This window comes from Janthinobacterium sp. TPC_1, from assembly GCF_056037845.1.
Genome location: NZ_CP195157.1, coordinates 5080866 through 5106534 on the forward strand (window position 1 = coordinate 5080866; position 25669 = coordinate 5106534).

The 25669-nt window shown below is 65.9% G+C and carries 22 protein-coding genes, 3 pseudogenes and 1 riboswitch; of the genes and pseudogenes, 8 read left to right on the forward strand and 17 right to left on the reverse strand.

All coding sequences use genetic code 11. The annotated features are described in order from the left end of the window. Nucleotides 1-29 precede the first annotated feature (29 nt). The 4 genes from ACQVLG_RS24765 (at nt 30) to ACQVLG_RS24780 (ending at nt 5802) form a co-directional block, all read left to right on the forward strand. Nucleotides 30-2492 (forward strand): TonB-dependent siderophore receptor, encoded by a 2463-nt coding sequence (locus ACQVLG_RS24765; protein WP_474291507.1) that lies wholly within the window; start codon nt 30-32, stop codon nt 2490-2492. Further along, on the forward strand, nt 2492-3694 hold the full coding sequence (locus ACQVLG_RS24770; protein WP_474291509.1) for a PepSY-associated TM helix domain-containing protein: 1203 nt from the start codon (nt 2492-2494) through the stop codon (nt 3692-3694). The genes ACQVLG_RS24765 and ACQVLG_RS24770 overlap by 1 nt, the downstream gene beginning before the upstream one ends. 92 nt (nt 3695-3786) lie before the next feature. Next, nucleotides 3787-4638 (forward strand): aldo/keto reductase, encoded by an 852-nt coding sequence (locus ACQVLG_RS24775; protein WP_474291511.1) that lies wholly within the window; start codon nt 3787-3789, stop codon nt 4636-4638. 12 nt (nt 4639-4650) lie between these two features. Beyond that, entirely contained in the window at nt 4651-5802 is a 1152-nt protein-coding gene (locus ACQVLG_RS24780; RefSeq protein ID WP_474291513.1) for an aldo/keto reductase, read from the forward strand. Here the strand turns inward: ACQVLG_RS24780 and ACQVLG_RS24785 are convergent. From ACQVLG_RS24785 to ACQVLG_RS24795, 3 genes and pseudogenes are all read right to left on the reverse strand, one after another. Then, complete coding sequence (locus ACQVLG_RS24785) at nt 5786-6331, reverse strand: RNA 2'-phosphotransferase (protein WP_474291515.1); 546 nt, start codon at nt 6329-6331, stop codon at nt 5786-5788. The two genes, ACQVLG_RS24780 and ACQVLG_RS24785, sit on opposite strands and share 17 nt — an antisense overlap. Before the next feature lie 17 nt (nt 6332-6348). Then, complete coding sequence (locus ACQVLG_RS24790; protein WP_474291517.1) at nt 6349-6918, reverse strand: TonB-dependent receptor domain-containing protein; 570 nt, start codon at nt 6916-6918, stop codon at nt 6349-6351. A gap of 53 nt (nt 6919-6971) precedes the next feature. Then, nucleotides 6972-8393, reverse strand: a pseudogene (locus ACQVLG_RS24795) (TonB-dependent receptor); the annotation flags it as partial. 120 nt (nt 8394-8513) lie between these two features. Between ACQVLG_RS24795 and ACQVLG_RS24800 the strand changes: the two are divergent. Then, complete coding sequence (locus tag ACQVLG_RS24800; protein ID WP_474291519.1) at nt 8514-9740, forward strand: response regulator; 1227 nt, start codon at nt 8514-8516, stop codon at nt 9738-9740. On the opposite strand, the gene ACQVLG_RS24805 is transcribed toward ACQVLG_RS24800, so the two are convergent. From ACQVLG_RS24805 to ACQVLG_RS24815, 3 genes and pseudogenes are all read right to left on the reverse strand, one after another. After that, the gene (locus tag ACQVLG_RS24805) at nt 9722-9898 is read right to left on the reverse strand and encodes a hypothetical protein (protein ID WP_474295901.1); all 177 of its coding nucleotides are present in this window, start codon (nt 9896-9898) and stop codon (nt 9722-9724) included. The two genes, ACQVLG_RS24800 and ACQVLG_RS24805, sit on opposite strands and share 19 nt — an antisense overlap. Before the next feature lie 29 nt (nt 9899-9927). Continuing rightward, nucleotides 9928-10095 (reverse strand): annotated as a pseudogene (locus tag ACQVLG_RS24810) (immunity 22 family protein); the annotation flags it as partial. Between the two features lie 2 nt (nt 10096-10097). Further along, complete coding sequence (locus ACQVLG_RS24815; RefSeq protein ID WP_474291521.1) at nt 10098-12791, reverse strand: polysaccharide deacetylase family protein; 2694 nt, start codon at nt 12789-12791, stop codon at nt 10098-10100. A gap of 163 nt (nt 12792-12954) precedes the next feature. Between ACQVLG_RS24815 and ACQVLG_RS24820 the strand changes: the two genes are divergently transcribed. Then, nucleotides 12955-13080, forward strand: a complete 126-nt coding sequence (locus tag ACQVLG_RS24820) for a hypothetical protein (protein WP_474291523.1) — start codon at nt 12955-12957, stop codon at nt 13078-13080. An 18-nt stretch (nt 13081-13098) separates the two neighbouring features. On the opposite strand, the gene ACQVLG_RS24825 is transcribed toward ACQVLG_RS24820, so the two are convergent. From ACQVLG_RS24825 to ACQVLG_RS24860, 8 genes are read right to left on the reverse strand one after another with little or no spacing between them, the layout of a single operon-like run. After that, nucleotides 13099-14154, reverse strand: a complete 1056-nt coding sequence (locus ACQVLG_RS24825) for an ABC transporter substrate-binding protein (protein WP_474291525.1) — start codon at nt 14152-14154, stop codon at nt 13099-13101. 48 nt (nt 14155-14202) lie between these two features. Next, on the reverse strand, nt 14203-15276 hold the full coding sequence (locus ACQVLG_RS24830; protein ID WP_474291527.1) for an ABC transporter substrate-binding protein: 1074 nt from the start codon (nt 15274-15276) through the stop codon (nt 14203-14205). Between the two features lie 33 nt (nt 15277-15309). Further along, entirely contained in the window at nt 15310-16191 is an 882-nt protein-coding gene (locus ACQVLG_RS24835; RefSeq protein WP_474291529.1) for an ABC transporter ATP-binding protein, read from the reverse strand. Next, nucleotides 16188-17453 carry an MFS transporter gene (locus ACQVLG_RS24840; protein WP_474291531.1) on the reverse strand — a complete coding sequence of 422 codons (1266 nt, stop codon included), beginning with the start codon at nt 17451-17453 and terminating at the stop codon, nt 16188-16190. Before ACQVLG_RS24840 ends, ACQVLG_RS24835 begins: the two co-directional genes overlap by 4 nt. Beyond that, on the reverse strand, nt 17450-18214 hold the full coding sequence (locus tag ACQVLG_RS24845) for an ABC transporter permease (protein WP_474291533.1): 765 nt from the start codon (nt 18212-18214) through the stop codon (nt 17450-17452). The genes ACQVLG_RS24840 and ACQVLG_RS24845 overlap by 4 nt, the downstream gene beginning before the upstream one ends. Continuing rightward, nucleotides 18211-19065, reverse strand: coding sequence for an ABC transporter permease (locus ACQVLG_RS24850; protein ID WP_474291535.1), 855 nt, complete (start codon nt 19063-19065; stop codon nt 18211-18213). Before ACQVLG_RS24850 ends, ACQVLG_RS24845 begins: the two co-directional genes overlap by 4 nt. Beyond that, complete coding sequence (locus ACQVLG_RS24855) at nt 19062-20138, reverse strand: PhnD/SsuA/transferrin family substrate-binding protein (protein ID WP_474291537.1); 1077 nt, start codon at nt 20136-20138, stop codon at nt 19062-19064. The genes ACQVLG_RS24850 and ACQVLG_RS24855 overlap by 4 nt, the downstream gene beginning before the upstream one ends. Nucleotides 20139-20160: 22 nt before the next feature. Further along, nucleotides 20161-20913, reverse strand: coding sequence for a class II aldolase/adducin family protein (locus tag ACQVLG_RS24860; RefSeq protein ID WP_474291539.1), 753 nt, complete (start codon nt 20911-20913; stop codon nt 20161-20163). A gap of 233 nt (nt 20914-21146) precedes the next feature. Between ACQVLG_RS24860 and ACQVLG_RS24865 the strand changes: the two genes are divergently transcribed. Next, nucleotides 21147-22028 (forward strand): ABC transporter substrate-binding protein, encoded by an 882-nt coding sequence (locus ACQVLG_RS24865; protein WP_474291541.1) that lies wholly within the window; start codon nt 21147-21149, stop codon nt 22026-22028. Next, the gene (locus ACQVLG_RS24870) at nt 21995-22201 is read left to right on the forward strand and encodes a hypothetical protein (protein ID WP_474291543.1); all 207 of its coding nucleotides are present in this window, start codon (nt 21995-21997) and stop codon (nt 22199-22201) included. The genes ACQVLG_RS24865 and ACQVLG_RS24870 overlap by 34 nt, the downstream gene beginning before the upstream one ends. A 75-nt stretch (nt 22202-22276) precedes the next feature. Here the strand turns inward: ACQVLG_RS24870 and ACQVLG_RS24875 are convergent, their stop codons facing one another. From ACQVLG_RS24875 to ACQVLG_RS24885, 3 genes and pseudogenes are all read right to left on the reverse strand, one after another. After that, nucleotides 22277-22780: a 6,7-dimethyl-8-ribityllumazine synthase gene (locus tag ACQVLG_RS24875; protein ID WP_230537493.1), complete on the reverse strand. Its 504-nt coding sequence runs from the start codon at nt 22778-22780 to the stop codon at nt 22277-22279. Between the two features lie 175 nt (nt 22781-22955). Then, nucleotides 22956-23117: riboswitch (FMN riboswitch) on the reverse strand. A 74-nt stretch (nt 23118-23191) separates the two neighbouring features. Then, entirely contained in the window at nt 23192-24889 is a 1698-nt protein-coding gene (locus tag ACQVLG_RS24880; RefSeq protein WP_474291545.1) for a TonB-dependent receptor, read from the reverse strand. A gap of 178 nt (nt 24890-25067) precedes the next feature. Continuing rightward, nucleotides 25068-25565 (reverse strand): annotated as a pseudogene (locus ACQVLG_RS24885) (TonB-dependent receptor plug domain-containing protein); the annotation flags it as partial. Nucleotides 25566-25669 lie beyond the last annotated feature (104 nt).

Below are 25669 nucleotides of genomic sequence, written 5' to 3' on the forward strand. Positions count from 1 at the left end.
TTTCCCGCCACTTTCCAAGGATTTGCACCATGCCCCCTCGCCTGACCGCTCCCGCCCCCAAGCTGCGCCCGTTTCCCCTCGCCGCCGCCATCCAGGCCCTGTTACTGGCAGGTACCGCCTTTGGTACCGTGGCCGTCACTGCCCCTGCCGCCCGCGCCCAGGCGCTTGAGAATGCGCAAGCCAAGCGCCAGTACGCGGTTCCCGCCGGCCCGCTGGAGCGGACCCTGACCGCGTTCGCCAGCGCGGCCGGCGTGGAACTGTCGGCCGATGCGGCGCTCCTGCAGGGCAAGCGCAGCGCCGGCCTGGCGGGCAGCTACACGGTGCGCCAGGGCTTCGAGGAACTGCTGCGCGGCCACGGCGTGCGCCTGGTGGCGGGCGCCAACGGCGCGTATGCGCTGCGGGCAGAGACAGCACCTGCAGCAGCCGGCGCCCAGGCCAGCGCCACCCTGCCCGCCATCACCATCCATGCCAGCAGCGAACGCGAAACGGCGACAGGCCCCGTGCGCGGCTATGTGGCGCGGCGCGCCGCCTCGGCCACCAAGACCGATACGGCGCTGAACGAGAACCCGCAATCCGTCTCGGTGGTCACGGCCGATGAAATCAGCGACCGCAATGCCGAATCGCTCGACGAAACCCTGCGCTACACGGCTGGCGTGACGCCGAACCAGCGCCCGCTGGGCAGCGACGATTCCTCGCTGCTGCGCGGCTTCACCATCGAGACGAACGGCATCCTGCAGGACGGCTTGCGCAATTCGGGCCGCACCTTTGGCGCCTCGATCGAGCCGTATGGCCTGGAACGCCTGGAAGTGCTGCGCGGCCCCGCGTCCGTGCTGTACGGGCAGATTCCGCCCGGCGGCATGGTCAACGCCGTCAGCAAGCGCCCCAGCGCGGATGCCGTGCGTGAAGTGGGGATTGAGTACGGCAGCTACCAGCGCCGCCAGCTGAAAGCCGACGTGGGCGGCGCCCTCGACGCGCCAGGCGCCTGGACGTACCGGGTCGTCATGCTGGGCCGCGAAGCCCATACGCGGCTGGAGCGCGACCGCGACAACCGGCTGTACTTCGCGCCTACGCTCACCTGGCAGGCAGGCCCCGCCACGCGTCTGACCCTGCTGGCCCGCTACGAGCAGGACAACCAGCAGTACGCGTTTCCCAACCAGCTGCTGCAGCCTGGCCCGCGGGGCCAGGTCGACCCAAGCGTCAACCTGATGGGCGATGATAACCGCTTCAAGCGCCGCAATACCATGCTGGGCTACGAATTCGAGCACAGCTTCAACGATACCTGGTCGCTGCGCCAGAACCTGCGCTATACGCGCCTGAAGAACGACCGCACGGACATGTTTCCCCTGGGTCTGAATGACGATGGCACCGTGGAGCGCTATTTCATGCCCGTCGATACGGCGTCGAAGAGCCTGTTCGCCGATACCCAGCTGCAGGCGCGGTTTGCCACCGGCGGCCTGGCGCACCAGGTGCTGCTGGGCGCCGATTACGCGAACATCCGCAACACGGACGAATACCGCCACCAGAAAGGCTTTATCGCGCCGATCGACCTGTACCAGCCCGTGTACGGCAAGCAGCCGCTGGTGCCATCGAAGGCGCCCACGCGCGCCGATGCGCCGTCGCGCCAGCTGGGCCTGTATGCGCAGGATCAAATGAAATGGGACCGCTGGGTCGTGACGGCCGGCCTGCGCCGCGACAAGGCCACGCAGTCGCGCGACGTCACCGACCTCCACAGCGGCGCCATCAAACCCGACTTCCACCAGTCGCCATCGGCCACCACGGGCCGCGTGGGCGCCGTCTACCTGTTCGATGGCGGCTGGGCGCCGTATGTCAGCTACGCCACCTCGTTTTCGCCCGAACTGGGCATCACGGCCACCGGCGACGCCCTGAAACCGTCGCGCGGCAAGCAGTTCGAAGCGGGCGTGCGCTATGAACCCGCGGGCCAGCGCGCCAGCTACACGGCCGCCGTCTTCGACCTGGTGCGCGACAACGTCACCACCTCCGACATCGGCAACCCGGGCCGTTTGCAGCAAACGGGCCAGGTAGGCTCGCGCGGCGTAGAACTGGAAGCGCGCACGGAGTTCGCCAGCCGCCTGAGCCTGATCGCGCAATACACCTACCTCGCTACGGAAGTCAGGAAGAGCAATAACGGCGACCTGGGCTTGCAGCAAGCGGGCGCGCCGCGCCACAGCGCCTCGGCCTGGGCCCGCCAAGCGTTCAACCTGGGCACGGCGCTGCCCGCGTATGCGGCGCTGGGCATGCGTTTTCTCGGCACCATGCGCTCGAACTCCGACGGCGAGAACCTGAACATCCGCAATGGCGGCATCACGCAGTGGGACGCGGCGCTGGGCGTGTCGCGCGGACCGTGGCAGTTTGCCCTCAACGTCAACAATGTGCTCAACAAACAGACCCTGTATGACTGCGGCTACCTGCCCAACCTGTGCTACCGCAATGCCGAACGCACGGCCAACGTCAGCGCCATGTACCGGTTCTGATGCCATCGCTGCAAATACGGCCGGCATTGGCGGCCATGCACCGCTATGCCGGCCTGCTGATGGCCGGCTTCCTCATCGTGGCCGGCGTCACGGGCAGCGCGCTCGCGTGGAAGGATGAACTGGAAGCGGCCCTGCTGCCCGCCGTCTTCCGCGCGGCGCCGCCAACGCCGCGCGCCGCGCCGCTCGACGCCCTGCTGCTGCGCGAACGGGTCGCCGCGCGCTTCCCGCAGGCGCAGGTCAGCTACGCGCCGCTGTCCGCGCCAACAGGCCACAGCATGGTGTTTTACCTGCGCCCGGGCGACGAATCACCGCTGGCCAGCGATGAAGTGTTTGTCGATCCGTACACGGGCGCGCTACTGGGCCAGCGGAAATGGGGCGAGATCGGCCAGGGCGCCATCAACCTGCTGCCCTTCATCGAGCGCCTGCACTATGCGCTGGCGCTGGGCGATACGGGCTTGCTGATTTTCGGCCTGATTGCCATCGTCTGGACCATCGACTGCTTCATCGGCGCCGCCCTCACCTTCCCCGCGCGCCTGAAAAAACGCTCGCCCGGCAGCAAACCGTGGCTGCTGCGCTGGCGCCCGTCGTGGCTGCTGCGCCGCCATGGCGGCAGCTATAAACTGGTGTTCGACCTGCACCGCGCGGGCGGCCTGTGGCTATGGGCCATGCTGCTGGTCTTCGCCTGGAGCGGTGTCGCCTTCAACCTGTACGGCGCGTATGCGGCCGTGATGCATCCGCTATTTCCCCATCAGCCAGCCGAGGAAGTGGTGGCGCGGCACACGCCGTCGCCGGGGCCGCGGCTGGACTGGCCAGCGGCGCGCGCGCAGGGCCGCAGCCTGATGGCGCAACTGGCGCGCAGCGGGCACTTTGCCATCCTCGAGGAAAACGCGCTGGCCTACGAGCGCGGACTGGGCGTCTACAGCTACAGCGTGCGCAGCAGCCGCGACGTGCGCGAACACAAGGGCCTGACCACCGTCTTCTTTGACGCGGCCAGCGGCCGGCAACTGGCCGCCTGGCTGCCCACGGGCGAGGCCAGCGGCGACACGATCCGCAGCTGGATCAGCGCCCTGCACATGGCCTCCATGTGGGGCTGGCCCTTCAAACTGTTCATCTGCGCCATGGGGATGCTGGTGGCGGGCTTGAGCGTGACGGGGGTGCTGATCTGGCGCCGCAAGCGCCAGGGCAAGGCCAAGATTCATTAGCATGACTTATAAGACCATGCCGATTACAACGGCTTATCAACGGGTGGGTGACGCCGTAAAGTAGCTCCTGTCAATTACCGAAGGAGCCAGCCATGCATCGCGTCACCCTGAACAACGGCATCAGCATGCCCGTCGCCGGCTACGGCGTCTTCCAGATACCCGACCCGGCCGAGTGCGAACGCGCCGTGATCGACGCCATCGCCGCCGGCTACCGCCTGATCGACACGGCCGCGTCCTATCTGAACGAGGCGGCCGTCGGCCGGGGCATCCGTCACAGCGGCGTGGCGCGCGAACAGCTGTTCGTCACCAGCAAGCTGTGGGTGCAGGACACGGGCTACGAGCGCACGCGCGACGCCATCGAGCAGTCGCTGCGGCGCTTGCAGCTCGATTACCACGATTTATTCCTCATCCACCAGCCATTCGGCGACGTGCACGGCTCCTGGCGCGCCATGCAGGATGCGTATCGCAGCGGCAAGCTGCGCGCCATCGGCGTGAGCAATTTCCAGCCCGACCGCCTGATGGACATCATCGCCTTCAACGACATCGCGCCCGCCGTCAACCAGGTCGAAGTGAACCCTTTCCACCAGCAGGCCGACAGCGTGGCCTTCATGCTCGAGCACGGTGTGCAGCCGCAGGCGTGGGCGCCGTTCGCCGAAGGCCGCAACAAGCTGTTCACGAACGAGTTGCTGCTGGGCATCGCGGGCAAGCACGGCAAGTCCGTGGGCCAGGTCGTCCTGCGCTGGCTCACGCACCGGGGCGTGGCCGTGCTGGCCAAGACGGTGCGCCGCGAGCGCATGGCGGAAAACCTGGCGATTGACGATTTTGACCTGGACGAAGCCGACATGGCTGCCATCGCCCCCCTGGAAACGGGCGCCAGCAGCTTCTTTTCGCACCGCGATCCCGCCATCGTCAAGTGGATGGCCGAACGCAAGCTTGATATTTAAGGGAAAACACACATGCCAACAAAAGATACAAGCACGGGCCGCCGCGGTTTCCTGCTGGCGGCGGGCAGCCTGGCCGCCACGCCATTGATCGCCCAGGCGCAAGGCCAGGCCGCCGCAAGCGCCCCGCTCCCCCTCGCAGGCAAGCGCAAGCTGGGTACCCTGGCCGTGTCCAGCCTGGGCCTGGGCGTGCAAAACATGAGCCGCACCTACCAGACGACGGTGCCCAGCCGTCCCGAAATGCATAAAATTATCCGCACGGCCTGGGAACGGGGCGTCACCCTGTTCGACGCGGCCGAGGCCTACGGCCCGCACGAGGTGGAGAGGATACTGGGCGAAGGCGTGGCGCCATTTCGCAACGAGATCGTCATCGCCACCAAGTTCGGCTGGAATATCGACCAGCAGACGGGCGAGCGCCGTCCCGGCACCAACAGCCGCCCCGATCACGTCAAGCTGGTCGTCGACGGCATGCTCAAGCGCCTGCGCACGGATCGCATCGACTTGCTGTACCAGCACCGGGTCGACCCGCACGTGCCGATCGAAGACGTGGCCGGCGCCGTGCAGGACCTGATGCGCGAAGGCAAAGTGCTGCACTGGGGCCTGTCCGAGATGGGCGCCAATACTTTGCGGCGCGCCCATGCAGCCCTGCCCGTTTCCGCCGTGCAGAGCGAATACTCGATGCTGTGGCGCGGGCCGGAAGACGGCGTGCTGGCCCTGTGCGAAGAGCTGGGCATCGGCTTCGTGCCGTGGAGCCCGCTGGGCGTGGGCTTCCTGGCGGACGCCATCGACATCAAGACCCGCTTTGCCGAGGGCGACATCCGCCAGGTGGAATCGCGTTTTTCACCGGAAAACCTGCCGCACAACCTGGCGCTGGTGGAGTTGGCGAAGACGTGGGCGGCGCGCAAGCAGGCGACACCGGCGCAGATCGCCCTGGCCTGGCTGCTGGCGCAGCGGCCGTGGATCGTGCCCATCCCCGGCACGACGCAGATGGCGCACCTGGAAGACAACCTGGGCGCGGCTGGCGTGCGTTTTACGGCGCCGGAGCTGGCCGAACTGAACCAGGCCGTCGCCGCCATCGCCATCCGGGGCGCGCGCCTGCCCGATGCCGTGCTGGCCTACTCTGGCGTGGAAGCGGCAGTGCGGCCTATCCTCAGGGAAAACCGATAAACGCCTGCGGCACGGCCTGCGTCAGCCACACGCCGTTGTCCGACACATAAAACACGTGGCCCTGCGCCTGCATGGCGGCCGCATCGACCGTCAGCACGACGGGCTTGCCATGGCGCGCGCCCACGGCCACGGCCGTTTCGAGGTTGCTGGACAGGTGCACGTGATTGCGCGCTCCGGGCAGCAGGCCTGCCGCGAGGATCGCCTCGACAAAGCGGCTGGCCGTGCCGTGGTACAGCATGGCGGGCGGCGTGGCGGGCGGCAGATCGATGTCGACGGCGGCCAGCGAGTGCCCCTGGTTGGCGCGGATGCGCAAGCCGTCGCCGCTGATGGCGTAGCGCGACTTGCTGTCGCGCGCCACCACGTCATCCAATTGTTCACGCGAAAGGCGGCGGCCATGCTGGGCCGCTTGCGCCAGCAACTGGCCGATGTCGGCCCAGCCCTGGGCATCGAGCGCGAGGCCGATTTTCTCGGGCGCGTGGCGCAGTATGAGGGAAAGGAATTTACTGGTTTGTACTAGGTGATCGATCATGCCCCAGTTTAACGTTGTCAGAACGCATATGACAAGGTCAGGCGCGCGGAACGCGGTTCCACCGGATGAAAATGCCGGTCGTTCACCCCGTCCGCCCCCTCCCCGGGCAGGCGCGACGCATAGTAGTAATCGATGTCGCTGGCGCGCTTGTTGAACAGGTTGAAGACGTCGAGCGACAGCCGCGTCTTGCGGTTGAGCTGGTAAGCGAGGCGCGCATACGCGAGCGTCGTCGAGGCGGAGCGCACGCTATTGTCCTCGATCAAGGGACGCGGGCCAAAATAGCGCAGCTGCAAGGCGCCCGACCACGGTCCCCGGTCCGTCACCGTCACGCCGAACGACGCCACCTTGCCGATCGCGCCGGGAATGAAGTTGCCGGCCGTATCGTTTTGCGTGTAGCGCGAGCGCGAGGCGGCCAGGTCCAGGTCGAATTGCAGCCACGGCGCGGCAACATAATGGTTGTTCCACTCGATGCCATGGCGGCGGCTGGCGCGGCTGGGCTGCGTTTCGCCCGCGTCGCCGACGAACAGCAGTTCCGACGCGAGATCGAGGCGCCACAGTGCCAGCGACTTTGCAGGCCCGGCAGCCATTCCGTGCGCGCGCCCAGTTCCATGCCCCTGGTCGGCACCAGGGGCGTGACGGGAGCGGAAGGCGTGCCATCGGGCAAGCGCGTCTGCGTCGTGCCCCGCGCATCGTTGCTATGGAAACCCTTGCCGTAGTTCACGAAAAATTCCGTCTGGCTCCACGGACCGAGTATCAGGGACAGCTTCGGCGACACCACGTGGTCCTGCGCCGTACCGCTGTTGCCGGCTATGCTGCTGGCCACCTTGAAACGGTAGGCGTCGTAGCGCAGGCCCGCCACGGAACGCAGCCAGGGCAGCCATTGCATCGTGTTTTCGCCGTACAGGCCGATGCTGACCTCGCGCACCTTGTCTTCGCGCACCGTGCTTTGCCGCACTCTATCCACCGTGTTGTACAGACCCACGGGCGACAGGCGGTCATAACGGGCCTGCACGCCGAGCTTGTTGCGCATGGAAAACCCCGCCAGCTCCGTGGTCCAGCTTTCGCTGGCGTTCACGCCCGCCACCGTGCGGCGCTCGCTTTGCTGGAACTGGTCGCCGGTGGCCGGGTTGGCCAGGAAATACGTGAAATCGCTGTCGAGTTCCAGCTGCGAGCGGATCAGATAGGCGTCCAGTTCGAACAGCCGGTTTTCCGTGCGGCGGCGCTGCGCGTACGACAGGCTGGTGCGCGACGTGTCGCCGCCGTCGCTGGGCGCCAGCGAGCCGAAGCGGCCGATCTGGCCGGACGCTATGGCGCGCAGCGGCACCTGGTCGGTGGCGTTCCAGCTATTCTTGTAGGCCATGCCCGTCACGCTGTATCCGTCGTCTTGCGTGCCCTGGCTGTAGCGCAGCACGCCGCTGACCTTGCGCACGCGCTCCGGCACGTCCCACGGACCGTTGTTGCGGTTCACTTCCAGTCCGTACAGCAGGGTGCCGGGGCCGGCAGCGACGGAATCGGCCACGACGCCCCGCACATAGCCGTGCTGGCCCACGGACACGCTGGCCTGGCCTTGCGGCAATCTGTCGGCCAGGCGGATGCGCGCCGCGCCCGCCGAGGCGAAATCGCCTTCGCCCGCGAAATACGGCCCCTTCTTGTAGTCGATGCGCTGCACCAGCTCGGGAATGAGGAAATTGAGGTCGGAATAGCCTTGCCCATGCGCATGCGTGCGCATGTTGACGGGCATTCCGTCGACGTAGGTGGCGAAATCCGTGCCGTGGTCGAGGTTAAAGCCGCGCAGGAAATACTGGTTGGCCTTGCCGTCGCCGCTGTGCTGGGTGACGATGAGTCCCGGCACGAATTCCAGCAATTCGCCCGTGCGCAAGGCGGGCCGGTTGACGATCAGGTCCCGGGTGATGACGCCCTGGCTGGCCGCGTCCGAGGTGCCGACGGCGTTGTCGTAATGGCCCGTCACGCGCACGGTGCGCGACGCATCCGTGGACGATGCGGCCTCCGGCGCCGCCGCCTTGCCGGCGCCGGCCAGCAGCAACAAGGCACAAGCTGCCATCTGTTTTGCGTTTTATCAATTGCATCGCGCCTCCCCTTTTTATGATGTCAGTACAGGCTCCTACGGGATATATACGCGGCAGGCCGGCTGCCTGGATTCAGTCTTTTTCAAGGAGCGACCGTGGACCTGAACGACAGCGCCGACAAGGCGGGCAAAACGGCCACGGCGGCCGTGCGCAAGCGCGACGTGCTGCCGTATATCCTGCTGTTCATCTTGCTGGCGGGCTTGCTGGCCGTGCTGGCGGGCGCCCTGCTGCCGCCGTACTACCACGCCGTCCCTGCCCTGCTGTGGAGCCTGGGCTTTTGCGTCAGCGGCATGCTGCTGGGCTTTTTGTTCGGCATACCGCGCAGCCTGCCGTCGGGCACCGTCAATGCCGCGCCGCCCGACGAGCGGGCCAATGGCAAGGGCCGCCCCACGGACGAACCGCCCGCCGCCGGAGCCGAGGCGGCGGCCGGCAACCCCAGCAATACATTGTTCCTGGGCACGCCCACGCCCATGGAAATCAATTCAAACCTGGTGGAAGTGTCGGACTGGCTGACGAAAATCATCGTCGGCGTGGGTTTGATCGAGCTCAAAAGCCTGCCCGGCAGCGCGCGCAGCATGGCCGCCTTCATCGCGCCCAGCCTGGCCACGGACACGCCCACGGCCATGGCCATCGTCGGCGGCATCATGCTGTTCTTTTCCGTGCACGGGTTTTTGATCGGCTACCTGCTCACGCGCATTTACCTGTCCATCATGATCAAGCGCGCCGACAGCCTCGTCAAAAACGAATCCGTGCGTCTGGAAAGCGGCAAGGAAATCGAGGTGACGGAACTGAGCCGTTTGCAGCAAAAGTCGCTCGACGACATGCAGGAAGCCGTCACCCAGCTGCTGCTGGCCCATCCGCCGGACGGCGGCGCCACCGTCACGGCCCTGGCCGGCATGCCGACGGCGGAAAAGCCGTCCAGTCTCGTGCTGTGGCTGGACGACCACCCGCGCAACAATACCTTGCTGGTGGAACAGCTGGAACGGGAAAACATCAAGGTGGACCAGGCCGTCTCGACGCGGCAGGCACTGACCATGCTGCAACAGAAGCCCTATGCGCTGCTGATCACGGACATGGCGCGGGTGGAAAACCGCCGGCGCATCAAGGATGCGGGCGTGCGCACGGTGCGCGAAGTGCGGCAGGCACAGCCTGCATTACCGATCATCGTGTATTGCAGCAAGGATACGTTGGCCAGCTACGGCACGGAAGCGGAAGCGGCCGGCGCCCGCTTCATCACCACCTCGGGCACCAGCCTGCTGGCCAGCGTCAACAAGCTATTGCACGAAGAACGCGGGAATGGCGGTCAACCGTCTAGCTCGTAATGGTAGCTGCCCACATAATGCAGCGAGCTGCGCTGCGGGTGCGCCAGTTGATTGGGCGCAAACACGCACACGGCCGTGTCGGCCAGCACTTTCTGCCCATCCGCGTCCGCGCAGGCCTGCGCCAGCCAGCTATCGCCATACGACGCGCCGTCGAGCAACTCTCTGCCAGCGGCGCGGGCGCGGCCAGCAGCGCGCTCTCGATGCAGGCCGGCTCGTACTGCGTGAGGCCCGTTTCCAAGAAGAATGGCGACGGCACGGCGTCGCCATCTTCCGTGTAGGCGGGCGCCAGATAGGCCTGCAGCGCTTCCCAGCTGGCAAAGCGGCCGCTGCAGGCAAACACGTGGACGGTGGACACGCTTACAGCTTTTCCATCTTTTGCCGCACGGCCGGCGCCGTCGAGGCCGTCGGCGCCAGTTCCAGATAGGTTTTATAGGCCGCTTTCGCCTTGGCGGCATCGCCGGCCTTGGCATAGGCATCGCCCAGGTTCAAATAGGCAATGGCGCGCGACGGATCCATCTTGACCGTGTTTTCAAACCAGCGGGCCGCTTCGCGGTATTTTTCCTGCTTGTAGAAAACAAAGCCCAGGTTGTTGGCGGCCAGCGCGAAGTCGGGGCGCAATTTCAGCGCTTCCGTAAATTGCGCTTCCGCCTGCGCGTACTGTTTCTCTTTGTACAACTGCAAGCCCCGGTCATTGGCCCGCTGCGCCAGCTGGCGCGTCGAGGTCGGTACGGCGCCCGGCGTGACGATCTTCTGTTCGCCGCCCTGCAAATCCTTCACCGTCACGCTGGCCGCTTGCGGTTTGGCATCGAGCTTGCTGTTCAGCGCGATGGCTTCCGTCGACAGCTGCGTCGTGTTCGGGCTGAGGAATTCCGTCTCGCCCGGCAATTCGAAGACGAAATCGCCCCCTTCCGAACCGGGCAGGCTGCCGAACGCGGGCGTCTGGTTCGATACGCTGGACACGGCCGGCGCCACATACGCCGCCAGTTCCGTGGCCGTAATGAGGCCGTCGCCGTTCAGGTCGCCTTTGCCCGCCAGGCCTTGCAGCAGGGTCCATGTAAACACGGAATGCCCGTTCGGCCCGCCGTCGGCCACCAGCTGGTCGCCGCCGCCGGCCGTCAGCATTTGCCGGCCGATGCGCTTGGCGTTGTCGCGCAGGAAAGAACTGGAACCGGCGCCGCGCGTGAGGCCCAGGCCGCTGTAGCAGGCGTCCATGACGAAGAACGCATGCTTGGCCGTCAGGCTTTCCGCAATATTCTGGATTTCCGTCATCGGAATCGCATCCGTGGCGAACTGCGCCGGGTCGGAATCGACGGGCACGATGTAGCCGAGGTCGCGCCCGGAACTGAGCTTGCGCGTGGCGCCGTGGCCGGCGAAGAAGACGAAGATGCGGTCATTCTTTTGCACGCCGCCATGGGCCAGCTTGTCGTGGAAGGCGGCCAGAATATTGTTGCGCGTCGCTTCGCCATTCTTCAGGGTCACGACGCGCTCGGGCGCGAACGCGAATTTCTCGATCAGGGTTTCACGGATGCCTTGCGCATCGCGCACCGCATATTGCAATTTCGGCCACTTGGCGTAATCGTCGATGCCGATCACGACGGCCCAGGAATTGGCGTAACCGGTGGTCACAGGCACTTTCTCGGGCGCGGGCGCCGTGCTTTTTGCCACCTGGAAACTGGTGCCATCCCAGCCCGCGAATTGATAGCCTTCGGCGATCAGCTTGTCGAGCACGGCCGGCAAGGCTTTCACCGTGCGTTCGTGGATGTCGTGGAACAGGACGATGCCGCGCCCTGCCTTGTCGACGGACGCCAGCACGCGGTTCGTGATCGAGCTGGGCACGGGGTCGGCCCAGTCCAGCGAATCGATATTCCACATCACGGATTTCAGATGCGCATCGGCCAGCGCGGCCATGCCTTCGCTGTTGCGCGCGCCATACGGAAAGCGGAACAGCGCGGCCCGCTCGGGGCTGATGGCTTTTAGTAAGGTGTCCGTGCCGAGGATTTCGCCTTTCAGCTTGTCGCCCGTCTGCTTCGATAACTGTGCGTGGCTGAAACTGTGGTTGCCCACGGCATAGCCCTCTTTCATCAGCTTGCGGCTCACTTCCGCGCCCGCGTTCAGCTTGGCGCGGCCTTCCGCGTCCAGGCTTCCTAGGTTGCGGCCCACGTTGAAGAACACGGCCGGCACGCCATACTGTTTCAGGATGGCGCTGATTTCTTCCGTATAGCGGCGGTGCGGGCCGTCGTCAAAGGTCAGCACGATGGTTTTCTTCGGCAAGCCGAGGCCGAAAATTTCCGCCTCATCTTTTTTTGGCGCCGGCTTGGCTTCGGGCACGGAACCGGCCGGAGGCACTGCATACGGTACGACGATGCCGTTTTCCTTCAGAATCTGTTCGCGGCTGTACAGTTTTTTCAGCTGCGCCACGTAATCGTCCCACCGTTCGCGCTTGAGTTCGATTGCGCGCTGGCCCAGGTTGCCGAAGATTTGCCGGATTTCCTTCTCGTAATTGCGCTCGATCTCGCCCAGCGCATCGAGGTCTTCGGAAATGCGCTTATGCAGCTTGATGGCCGGCAAGGACGAATCCTTGGCCACGTCGGCCAGCATGCTTTGCAGCAGCTCGCGGAAAGCCAGGCGGTCCGCATCGTACAGGCCGGGATCGGATTCGATATACGTCAACAGACTGTCGAGCGCTTCGAAGCGGCCCGGATTGATGGGTGCCGTCAATTGATCCAGCGCAGCATCGAGCCTGGCGATCCGTTCCTGGTTTTCATGGAACAGCGCCTGCCCCACTTTACGGGCTTCGTCGCGCGCGCCTTCGGGCATGCTTTGCTCGTCGGCCAGCAGCACGATGATCTTGCGGAAATTGCCCAGCAAATCGCGGAACTGGGCGGCCACGGCGGCCGTATCGACGGTGGATTGGGGCGCGGCGGCCGGGCTGCCCGAGGCCGGGGCGCCCGGCGTGGCGGTGGCGGCGGGACGGGTGTAGCTATAAATGCCGGCCCCAGCGGCGAGAGCCACGACGACGGTGGCGGCAATCTTGATCGGCTTGGAAGTCACAGGCTTGTCATTCCCTTCACATACTATGCATACAATTCAGATGGCGCGGATGCGCTCGATGCATAATTGTAAAGCACGCCTGGTACAAGCCCGGCCCGCACACATGAATTTCGGGCAATAATATCGCTGCACACCTTCATAGATAGTGAAAACGGAAAAGACGATGCACAAGAAACTCTGCGCCGCGGCGCTGATGCTGGGCGTGGCCCTGATGCTGCTGCAACTGCGCGCGCATGCGGGCGACGGCACGGACAAGGTCGTGGCCGGGCGCGTGTGCCTGCCGCACTGAGCCACGCCCAAGCTTCCGCTACACTTTCGCAGGCTCCCAGTAATTGGCCAGGCCCAGCTTTTTCAAGCCGGCCGCCACGAAGCGCGGCTCCAGCAATTCTTCCGCCGTCAACGGTAGTCGGATCAGTTTTTGTTCCTGCGCAAACGCCAGCACCCGGCGGTAATGGCGGTACACGGCGTCGTCGTACAGCGGCGACCAGCGCTCCTTCCACTGCAGGCCCGGATCGTCGTAGCTGCGCCGCACCACGCTGTCGGGCGTGCCGTTGCGCGTGCCATCCTTGATGATCGCTTCGCGGTTGCCATCGAGCGCCGCCCAGTGCTGGGCCCGCAGCCAGGCCGTGGCGACCAGTTCGGCGATGTCGGGATGGGCTTGCGTAAAGTCGCGCCGCGCCCACAGCTCCGCCCGCATCTTGCGTTCCGGCAAGCCCTTGCTGGACCAGATGATGCGGCCGATGCCCTTGTCTTCCAGCGGATAGCCATTGATCATGAACAAGGCGTCGACGGCGCCCGTGGCCAGCGCGGCAGTGCCCGGCTTCAAATCCATATTGATCAGACGAAAATCCGTGGGCGACATGCGCTGGTCGGCGATCAGCTGGCGCAAGCCCAGTTCCCACGGCCGGCCCCGGTGCACGCTGATGCGCTTGCCCTTCAGGTCGGCCAGGGACGTGGCACGCGAACCGGTGGGCACCAGCAGGAACTGGTCCGTGCCCCGCCCCGCCGGCACGATCACCTGCGTGCGCACGCCGCCCGCGTTGAGTATGACGGACGGCAAGTCGCCATACGCGGCCATGTCGATGCGCCCGCTGGCGAACGCTTCGTTCATGGTCGCGCCCGTGTCGCCCGTGACGGGCAGCCATTCCAGCCGCACGCCCCGCTGCCTGAGCTCGCGGGCCAGCCAGCCTTCCTGCTGCACGCGGTAGGCGATGCCGCCCAGTTCCGCCTTGCCGTTTTCCGCAAAGCCCGTCGAGGCGATGCGCAGGGCCGCCGGCTGCGCCCCCGCAGCTTTCGCCGCCGAGGCCGCCTTTCCCGCCAGGGGCAGCAAGGCCAGCCCGCCCATCACCGTGCGTCGCCGCATCGCATTCTCCTCATCATCGAACATGGCCACCGTTGACGTGCTTCCCGCTCAGGCCGCGCGGCGCGTCTGCGCCAGCGCCGCGTCGAAAGGACGGGGATCGATCCAGGCGCGCACGTCGACCTTGCTGGGCAGAAAATTCCACCGGAACAAAAAGTCGCTGAAATCCTGCAAGCCGGCGACCGACGTTTCCGCCAGGTCCGTGTCCAGGCGCAGGTGGGCATCCTTGCCGTAGGCCACTTGCACCCAGTGCTCGCTGGCATTCGATTCGCGCGCCAGGAAGCGCCGCGTCTCGTCCGCATGACCCCGTGCCCACGCTTCGGCCCGCAGCACTTGCTTGACCAGGGTGACGGCCGAGCTGAAATGGTGGTCGAGCAGGTGCGCATCGACGCTCAAGGTGCGCGGCGTGCCGTTATTGGCGCGGATCAAGGGTTCCGGATGGCTGCCCGTGTCGATCACCGTGTGCAAGCCGAATTGCTGGGCCAGCTGGGCGGCAGAGGCGCCTTTCAGGAAGATGGCGTCCACCTCGCGCCGCAGCAAGCCCAGCAGCTCAGGGCTTTGACCGCCGCGCCGCGCGCCGCTGAACAGATTCGTTGCCGCGCCCCGCTCCGGCGCCGTTTCGCTCTGGCCCGCCTGAATGACATAATCGACCAGTTCCACGTCGGCAACCGTCAAGCCTTCCAGGCTCAGCGCGTTTTCCAGCCCCCGCAAGGCTTGCGCGCGCGCAAAGTCGATCTGCGCCCTGGCCCACAGGGGCAAGCCGAAGCGCCGGCCCTTCAAGTCGCGCACCGTCTGAATGCCGCTGTCTGGCAGGGTCAGGATCAGCTGCGTCTCGTCCGACCACGACAGGCCGATCACGCGCGTGTCGCGTCCCGCCGCGCGCGCCCACAGGGCGGGAATATTACCGCCGTGGCGGACGGAATTCTGCAGGGTATGGTCGAAATGCGATTCGCGCACGGCTTCCTGGTCCGACTCGCGCAAGGAGCGCAAGCTGGTGCCGCCGGCGCGCAATGCCTCTTCCAGCCAGCCTTGCTGCAGGGAAATGCCCAGGCCCGTCGGGACGGGGCAGCGCGTGTACCACAGGGTGTCGAGTGCTTGGTTTGCTGCCTGACTTTCATTGCTCATGCTGTCTCTCCAGGTTGATCGATATCAAAAAAACTACAGCGCCATTCTGCGCGCCCATTCATTGCCATCCCACAAGCTGCTGGGATCCACTTCCTGCGCCACGGGCGCATGCGTGTCGTCCAGGTCGCTGAAATCCCCATGCAAGCCGTCGCGGATGGCGACAAAGCCAGCGGAACCTCGCTGGCGCGGGTGGGCCAGCGGCACGTCCTGCACGCGGCGCACCTTGCCCGGACGCGCATCGAGCACGACGATGCGGTCGGCCAGGTAGACGGCTTCATCGATGTCATGCGTGACCATGACCATGGTGATGCCCTCGTCCTGCCACAGGCGGCGCAGCTCTTGCTGCAGGCGCAAGCGGGTCAGCGCGTCGAGCGCGCCCAGCGGTTCGTCCAGCAGCAGCACGTCGGGCCGCCCGACGAGGGCGCGGGCGATGGCCGCCCGTTGCGACATGCCGCCCGATAATTGATGCGGGTACGCATCCGCATAGCCGTCGAGGCCCACGCGCGCGATTTCCGCCGCCACGCGGGCGTCGCGCTCGGCCTGCGGCACACGGGTATTGCTGAAGGCCACGGCCACGTTTTGCTGCACCGTCAGCCAGGGAAACAGGCGGTGGTCCTGGAACACGAGGCCCCGGCGCAAATCCGTGCCGCGGATCGGCACGCCGTCGTGCAGCAGCAAGCCCGTGTAATCCGTATCGAGGCCAGCCAGCAGGCGCAGCAGGGTTGATTTACCGCAACCGGACGCACCGACGATGGCGACGAATTCACCGGGCACGATGGTCAGCGAAATATCGTCGAGCACGGGCAGCGGCGCGCCTTTCAGGGAAAACGACTTGCTCACGTGCTGCACTTGCAAGCCGCCGCTCAGCTGCTGCTGTTGCGGCGACAAGGCCGAAGGGGAAACAACATCATTCATGGCGCACTCTCTGCGGTGGGGGCGAGGGAAGGAATGGTGGCGGGCGGCGCCCGGCGCAGCCAGCGGCTGCCGTGGAAAACCAGCCAGGCGGCCAGCCAGGGAGCCAGCCAGATCAGGAACACATTGCGCAAGCCCGTCAGGTCGGCCAGGCGGCCCGCCGCCAGCGCGCCGGCCGTGCCGCCCACCATGCCGAACAGGGTCAAGTGGGCGGAAACGCGGGCCTTGTCGACGGGGGCGCGGGCGATATAGTCCGTATTGACGAGGTTATTCACGCCCAGGCCCAATCCCAGCAGCACGGAGGCAGCAAGGTAAGCGATGCTGGAGGGCCACAGACCCAGGATCAGCAAGGCCCCCATGATGGCCAGGTGCGCGCCGCCATACAGCTGATCGCGGTAGCGGCTGGCCAGCACGAAACGCCCCAGGAACAGCAGTACAAGCACGCAGCTGAGTCCCTGCACGGCCATCAGCCAGACGGAGTGGTGCGCAGGCCAGTGCAACACGCGGATGGCCAGCAGGATGGAAAACACGCCCACGCTGGATGCCGTGAAGCTGGCAAGGATTTCAAACAGGTAAGTCACGCGCACGATGGGCAGGCGCAGCAGTTCACGCAGGCTGGCCGCACCGGGCAGCGCACCCTGTCCCGCCTGCTTGCGGGGTGCCGTGTTGTCAGGCAACACTTGCCAGCCCAGCACGGCCAGGATGGCGAACATCAGGGCCGAGATCAAAAAGCCGGCCTTCAGCCCCAGCTGGGCGATCAGGTAATTGCCGCAGAGGGGCCCGAGGAACTGCATGCCGAGGATTAATGTACCCTTGTACCAGCCCGCCTTGCCCTGCCCCAGTTCCGGCAGGCGCACGAGAAACACCGTGCTCATGGCCACGATGCGCAGCGAGATGCACAGTCCCACGAGAAACATCAGCAGGGCCACCCATTGCCAGCCGGGCAGCCACGGCAGCACGCAAAAGGCCAGCGCCAGGCTCAGGCTGACGCCCGCGTACAGGTGCTTCGGATTGCCGCGCGACAAGATATAGCCGGCAGGAATGGTGCCCAGCGCCATGGCCAGGGTTTCCGCACTGCTGATCGCGGCCAGCTGGAAATTGCTCACGTGCAAATGCAAGCCCAGCAAGGTGGCCAGCACCTTGTTCATGCCGATGGTCACGCCCGACAGCAGGGTCAGGCCGATAAAGCGCAGCAGGAAGGCGCGCAACTCCCCTTCGCGGGCACTGACGGCCGCGTCTGGCTGGAATGGCAGGGATTTACTCACTGCTGCGCCCCTTCACCAGCAAACGCGCGAGACGCGCAAACGCCACGTTCATCGCCTGCGCCAGCAAGGCGACCACGAGCACGGCCGGCCAGCAGCACGACATCCATGCGCCCCGACACTTCGCTGTTGAGCAGCAAGGAACCCATGCCGGGGCCGGCCGCAAACAGCAGTTCGCCGCCCAGGCAAGCGAGCCAGGCGAACGCCAGCGCATGCGTGACACCGGTGACGATGGCAGGCATGGCGCCTGGCAACAGAATCTGGCGCAAGGTCTGCCAGCGCGTCAGGGTCAGCACCTGTCCCACCTCGCGCAAGCGCCCCTCGACCTGGCGCATGCCCGCATACGTGTTGAGCACGGTAGGATAAAAGGCGGCGATGGCGATCACCAGCAACTTGGCGCCGTCGCCATTGCCCACCCACAAGCCCAGCAGTGGAATCAGGCCCAACAGGGGGACCTGACGGATGCTGTGGAACAGCGGGCCGATGAGGCGGTCCGCCAGCGGCGACTGCGCCATCAGCGCGCCCGTGACGATGCCGGCGCTGCCGCCCAGCAACAGTCCGGCCAGCGTGCGTCCCAGGCTGGCGCGCAGATGCACCCACAGCTCGCCCGTCAAGACCAGGTCGCGCAGGCTGTGCGCCAGATCGCCCAGCGAGACGAAGATGTAGGCGGCCGCCGCGCCTTGGCCCGATGCCCATTGCCAGGCGCCCAGCAAGGCCAGCGGCAGCAGCGCGCCCTTGATGATTAACACTAAACGCTGCCTCATGCGGCGCCTCCCTTACCATCCCCATTACGCTTCCAGCGCATCAATCTTGCCTCCAGCGCATGGCAAAGCCGGTCCAGGCCGAAGCCGATCACGCCCGTCAGCACCACGCCCACCATCACCACGTCGAGGCGGAACATTTGCCGGCCCATTTCCATCATCTGGCCCAGGCCGCTGTCGGCAGCCCGCAATTCCGCGCCCACCAGCACCATCCACGAGCGCGACAGGGCGATGCGCATGCCCGTCAGCGCGGCCGGCACGATGGCGGGCAGGACGATGAAACGGATGCGCTGCCAGCGCGAAAAGCAATACACTTGCGCCACCTCAAAGTAGCGCTGCGACAGGTTGCGGATGGCGTCATGCACGGCCAGCGCCACGATGAAAAAACTGGCCTTGGCCACGATAAACACCTTGAAACTCTCGCCTATGCCGAACAGCAAGATAAACAAAGGGATCAGGGCCACGGTCGGCAGCTGGCGCAGGATATTGAACGTGGGGTCGACATAGCTGCGCAAGCCTGGAGACAGGCCCAGCACGACGCCGAAGGCCAGGCCGGCGCTGGCGCTCAGGCCGAAACCGGCCAGCAGGCGGAACAGGCTGATGCCCAGGTGCTGGCCCAGTTCGCCGCTCTCGGCCAGGTCCGCCGCCGTCAGCAATACTTGCCAGGGCGACATCAAAATGTGCGCGGGCATCCACTCGAAGGTGGTGGCGGCCGTCCACAGCAGCAGCAAGGCCAGCGGCGACGCCCACACGGACCAGGGCGAGCGCACAAAGCGCCGCAGCCAGGGAATGGACGCCGCATGCGCTGGCGCTGGCGCGGGAGCGCGCGGCAAGGCGATAGTGAGGGAAGTCATGGCGACCAGTACGCTTGCAATTTCAGCTGCGCCAGCGCCTGGTTGACGAACTGGGGCGCGAACAGGCTGTCGACTTGCAGGGGACGCCCGATCAGCCCCGCGCTCTTCGCATACGCCGCCTCGCCCACGTAATGCTGGCGCAGGCTGGCCGTAAACAGGGGCGACCAGCGCGCCTGCCATGGCGTATGGTCGCCCGCCAGTTCGCGCCGCACCACGCTTTCCACCTGGCCAGCGGATGCCTCCGTGCGCACGTACTCGTCTTCGCCACCGGCGCCGACGGCCCGGTGGTGCTCGCGCACATACGCCGTCACCACCAGCTGGGCCAGCTGCGGCCAGCGTTGTTGCAGGAAGCCGCTGTCGGCCCACAGTTCGGCGCGCATCTTCCAGTCCTGCGGCGGCGCCTTGCTGGACCAGATGATCTTGCCCACCTTTTTATCTTCCAGCAGGAAAGCATCGCTGAGGGTGAAGAAGGCATCGGCGCCGCCCGTCGCCACGGCCGCCGCGCCCGCCTGCGGGTTCAGATTGAGGATCTTGACGTCGCGCAAGGTCATGCCATTCGCTTCGAGCAGGCGCGCGAATGGGTATTCCCACGGCCGGCCCCGGTGCAGGGCGATCTTCTTGCCCTTCAAGTCCTTGATCGAGCGGGCCGTCGAGCCGTTCGGCACCACCAGATAGGTGTTGCTGAAGCTGCCGCCAGGCAAAATCAGCCGCGTCTGCAAGCCCGAGGCATTGGCGATGATCGATGGCAGGTCGCCATACTGGGCCAGGTCGATCGAACGGTTGGCAAACGCCTCGTTGACTTGCGTCGCCACGGAATTGGTGGTGACGGGCACCCATTCCAGCTTCACGCCCAGCTTGCCCAGTTCGGCCGCCAGCCAGCCTTGCGCGGCCACCTGGGCGGCAGAACCGGCAAACACGGTCTTGCCGGACGGTGCCGTGCGCGCCACGACGGCGATGCGCACGGCGGCCGGCAGCGGATCGGCCGCCGACGCGATGGCTGGCGCCAGCACGCTGGCCGCCAGGGCGGTAGCGAGTACCTTGCGCCAGCTCAAACGTAAGAATTTCAATGACATTGCGAGCCTGTTCTTGTAAGGGTTACACCAGGTCGGTGGCAGGCAACAAGGACAGCGCGCGCGCCGTGTCGATCAGCTTGCTCATCTTCCATTGCTGCAGCAGCACGCCGGGACCGAAGTCGCGCGAACCGCCGATGGCTTCGGCCGCGATCTGGATCTGCGCGCCCTCTTCCAGCAGCAGGATGAATTCGGCCAGCTGCAGCAAGCCCTGCTTGCCCCACACGGTGGCGCCGCCGTTCGCTTCCAGGATGGCCGTGGCATGCGTATTGCGGGCGATTTCGCCGAGGATGAAATCGACTTCCGGCTGGCGGCGGTCGATATAGATGGGGATTTCGCGGACCAGCTGGTAGCGCTGCACGGGCACGTAGCGGATCGGCAGGGTGCGGTGCGTCTGCGCCCACGCGCCCAAGGACGGCGAATGCACGTGCGAGATCGACGTGACCTCGGGCCGCTCGCGGAACAGCTTTAAATAGCGCGCGCCGCCGTTGTTGGCGTCGCCGAGCAGCACCGTGCCGTCCAGCGCCAGCACGGCCGCCTTCAGGGGCTGGCCGCGGCGGAACGGGCCGGGATCGTTGACCACCACCACCTTGTCGCCAGCGGGCGTGCGCTCGACAAAGCCCACCGTGCCGTTGGCCGTCAGACTGCCCGTCTCGCGCAAGCCGTCGAAGGCGGTCTGCGCATCGCGCCGCACCTGCTCCACGAAGGCCAGTTCGGCCGCCGTCAACTCCTGGGTTTGTACTTGCTCTGGTGCTTGTGCTTGTGCCACGTCCGTCATGTCATGTCATGCTCCATTCGGTAAAGAGGTTGAGACCGGGTTTCGTCTACCGTCTACTTTCGCAAGACGCGTGCCAGCGCCGGGGCCGCAAAAATGGCGGAGCGCTGCTGCCTGCGCAACAGCGGCTGCTGGCGCGGCAGCAGCGTTGTGCGCAGCGGCTGTCGGCAAGCCAGCAAGCGGCGCGGGCACGTTTCCTGCACGGTTACAGGCTCCACCCACCACGAAAGAATCCCATGACTACCGCAACCGCCCCCGCCGTCGATGCCGTCTGGTTCACCCGCTGCCCCGTGCCCACGGCCACGGGCCTGGCCTATAAACTGGGCTGGCTGGACGAGGAATTCGCCCGCGACGGCATCGCGTTAAAGACGCTGCAGGAAGTGGGCGGCGAGCTGGCGCGCCACCATTACGACCATGGCCTGTCCACGCTCGTGCGCGAAGGCGGCAACCTGCTGGCCCTGCCCGCGCGCGCGCAAGGGGCGCCCACGCGTCTGATCGGCCTGACCTGGATCGACGAATGGCAAGCCATTCTCGTGCGCCCCGGTTCCGGCATCGCCACGCCAGCGCAACTGCAGGGCAAGCGCCTGGCGCTGCCCGTGTTCCGCGCCGAAGACTTGCGCGAGAACCGGCGCGGGCGCAGCATCGCGCGCGGCATGAGCCTGGCCGGCTACAAGGGTGTGCTGGCGTCGGCCGGACTCACGCTCGACGACGTGCAACTGGTGGAGGTGGGCGGCGAGGCGCCAGCGCAAGCCAATCTCGGCGCGGGACTGTGGCAAGGCATCGCGCCGCTGCTGCGCGGCGAAGTCGACGCCGTCTACGTAAAAGGCGCGGCGGCGGCCGAGGCGGCCCGCGCGGCGGGGCTGGAAGTGGGCATCGACATCGACGCCCTGCCCGACCGGCGCTTCCGCGTCAACAACGGCACGCCGCGCCCGATCACCGTGCATGCATCCATGCTGGAACAGCATTTCGAGCTGGTCGTGCGCTTCCTGACGCAGACCTTGCGCGCGCCGCGCACTGGGCGCGCAGCCACAAAGAAGAGGTGCTGGCCATCCTGCAGGGCGAGACGCGGGCCGGCGCCGACGCCGTGGCCGAAGCCTACCGCGACGGTTTTCACCTGACCCTGGCGCCCGACCTGTCCGACGACAAGGTGGCGCTGTTCCGCCTGCAGAAGGATTTTCAATTGCAGCACGGTTTTCTCGACCGCGACGTCGATATCGACAGCTGGATCGACCGCCGGCCATTGGAAGAGGCGCAGCGCAGGCTCGACGCGCTGCTGCGGCAGGCGGCATAAGGAAATGGGGCCAGCCCATGGCAACATGTGCTGGCCCCACAGGCACTATCGATTCACGGCAGGCCGGCTGCTAGGCTAGGCTGCCAGCGCCGCCTGCGGCGCGCTGGCCGGTTGCGCCAGCCGCTGCAGCGAATGGATGGTGGCGGCGCAGGCCGTCGCCAGTTCCACGCCCTTGACCTTGAAGTGCTGGAAGTAGAATGCCTGGTGCTCCTGGCCCGCATGGAAGTGGTGCGGGGTCAGCACGGCCGACAGCACGGGCACGCCCGTCGCCAGCTGCACCTGCATCATGCCGGAAATGACGGCATCGGCGACGAAATCATGGCGGTATATGCCGCCGTCCACCACCAGGGCGGAAGCGGCAATCGCCGCGTACCGGCCGCTTTTGGCCAGCACTTGCGCATGCAGGGGGATTTCAAAGGCGCCGGCGACGTCGATGACGTCGATATCGCTCTCGGCGAAGCCCAGCGCGGCCATTTCCGCGATAAACGACAGCCTGCATTGCGCGACGATGTCGCGGTGCCAGCCCGCCTGGATGAAGGCGATGCGTTTGGCTGGTGTTGCGTGTGATGCTTGTGACATATAAAAGACTCCTGTTTTCAAGAATGATAAAAACAGGGCATCGGATCGAAGGGGATATGACGGGCGCATGAAAGCCACGCCCAACTGCGCATGCAGGCACGCGCGCAGACGCACCGACGGCAAACGCAGGCCGTCCATGCGCCGGGCGGATGCCGGCGTCGACACAATGATGCCATCCCGCTCTCTCTTTATCCGGACTATACCGTCGGCCCCGGAATCACACCAGGTCTGCTGACCTTGCCGTCATGGCCCGAAGACCGTGCCGGCAAGCGCTCGCGGGCTAGGCACGCATGCCATTACCGCCGGTGGGGAATCGCACCCCGCCCTGAGAACGTTGCATGGCCAGCGCAGCGGGTGCGGCAGCCATGCCCGGCGACTATAGCATATCGCCCCTGCCTCTGCCCTGCGCGGTCAGAACTGCAGCGTGTACGACGCGCCCACCGTGCGGCCCTGGCCGATGATCACCGTGTCGCCGTTGACGGCGCCGGGCACGAAGCTGGTAAGCGTGTGGTTGCGGTAGACCTTGTCGGCCAGGTTGTTCGCATACGCCGTGATGCGCTGCTTGCCGCCCGGGAGCACGTACGACAGGCGGGCGTTGGCCAGCGCGAAGCCGCCCTGGTTCAGCAGGTCGCGCGCGGCATTTTGCGGGTCGACATAGTAGTACTGCTTCGACGTGTAGCGCACGTCGCCGCTGAAGACCAGTTGCGCGCCATCGCCCAGCGGGTAGCGGTAGTCGGCCGCCAGCAGGGCCGTCACGTGGGGCGAGCGCACGAATTCATTGCCGGAGCGGTCGCCGCCATTGTTCTGGATGGCGAAATCGTCGAATTCCGTGCGCAGCAGGCCCAGGTTGGCATTGACGTGCAGGTTGTCCGTCGGCTGCGCCTCGATCTCGAATTCCGCGCCGTTGACGTGGGCCTTGCGCACGTTCTGCAGGTAATTGACGCTTTGCGTGGGGTCGCCGTTGTACACGCCCGTGATATTCACCTGCACGTTCTTGTAATCATAGTGAAAAACGTTGGCGTTGAAGTTCAGGCGCCCGTCCAGCCATTCGGACTTGATGCCCGCCTCGAACGAGTTCAGGGTTTCCGGCTTCACCGTGTTCAGCACCCGCACGTCCGTGGCGCTGGTGTTGTAGCCGCCGGACTTGATGCCGTGCGCGTACTTCAGGTAGCCGCGCAGGGTGCGGCTGAAGCGGTATTCGGGCGTCACGTCATACGTCAGCGCGTTCCACGTGGTCGATGGATTCGACGTGAAATTGTTGTTGGCCACGGAGGCGGCCGTGTAATTGCCGCCCCGGACCGTGTTCCACCAGTTGGCCGCATCGCCGAACGTCACCGTGTTCGAGACGGCCTGCACGCGCTGCAAGTCCAGGTCCTTGGTTTCCGTCGTCCAGCGCAAGCCGAACGTGGACAGCAGCTGCTCGCTGAAGTTGACGGTGGTGCTGCCGAAGATGGCCGCGCTGCGCGCCTTGTGCCGATAGATGGTGCGGTTGTAGCCGACGGGCTGCGTGCTGCCCGCCAGCGCCGGCACGGTGCCGTTGGGCAGGCGCGCGCCGGCCGAATCGGCATCGATCTTTTCATTGAAGTAGAACAGACCCGCCACCCAGCTCACGGCGCCGTTCTGCGGAGACGTCAGGCGCAGCTCCTGCGACACTTGCCGGCTGCTGGCCTTGGAACGGCTGCGGCCCACTTCCAGCGGCGTATTGTCGCTGTCGCCCGTGGCTTCGTTCCTGAAATTTTCATAGCCCGTGATGGAAGTGAGGGTCAATTCGCCCAGCGCATATTCGAGGTTCAGCTGGGCCCCGCCCTGTTGCACGTCGCTGTCGGCCGGCGCATTCGTGCTGACGTCGTCGGGGTTCGTGCTGGGGACGTAGCCGTTGCGGTAAATGCCATTGGCGCCATAGCTGGCCACGGTCGTGGTGGCGCCCTTGGTCGTGTAGTCGCGGTAATGCAGGTTCAGGTTCGCCGTCAGGTCGCGCCCGATCAGGGCCTTGAGCTGGCCGCGGATGGCGCTGTCCTTGAGCTTTCCATCGCGTTCGCCCGTAAACTGGTTGTGGAAGCGGCCCTTGTCCTGCTGCTCCGTATGGAAGGACAGCCGCCCCGCCAGCACCTCGTCGATCAGCGCGCCGCCGATGGCGCCCTTCGGCCACGGTGGTGTCGTAGCTGCCGTAGTCAAGCTTGGCGTAGCCGCTGGATTTGAACGAGGGTTTGCGCGAGATCACGTTGATGGCGCCGCCCGTCGTGTTCTTGCCCCACAGGGTGCCTTGCGGGCCGCGCAGCACTTCCACCCGGTCCAGGTCGAACAGGGGAAAGCCCGTGGCGCTGGAATTGCTGATGTAGACGTCATCGAGGTAGAAGCCGACGGGGTTCGGGAAATCCACCTGCTGCTGGCCCGCGCCCACGCCGCGTATCCACCAGCGCGGGCGGCCGTGCTGCTGCGTGCCGGCCGAGGCATTCGGCACGTAATTGAGGATTTCGCTGGCCGAGCGGCCGATGCCCGTGTCGAGCAGCTCCTTGCCGCCTAACACCGTGATCGCGCTGGGCACCTTCTGTGCCGATTCCTCGCGCTTTTGCGCCGTCACCGTCACCGATTGCAGCGAGGCTCCCTCGCCGGCGCCATTCGCGTCGGCCGCGGCAATGACATCGGCGCCAGGCGTTTCCGCATGGGCCAGACCTGGGGCGAGCATCAGGCCGCCGATGGCGAAGGCCGAGCGCAGCGCGCGGCGCACTGGCGTCAGGTGGAAAGGAAATGGGGAAGAGTCGGCGGGAGCAGTCGAACGGCGCATGGGTGATTATCCTTGAGTAAAGTCAAAACGCGAGATGGTGATGACCAGTATTGCAAGGCGCATGCCCGCTGCCGCAGCGCAGCAAAACAGAACGTAAGTATTTG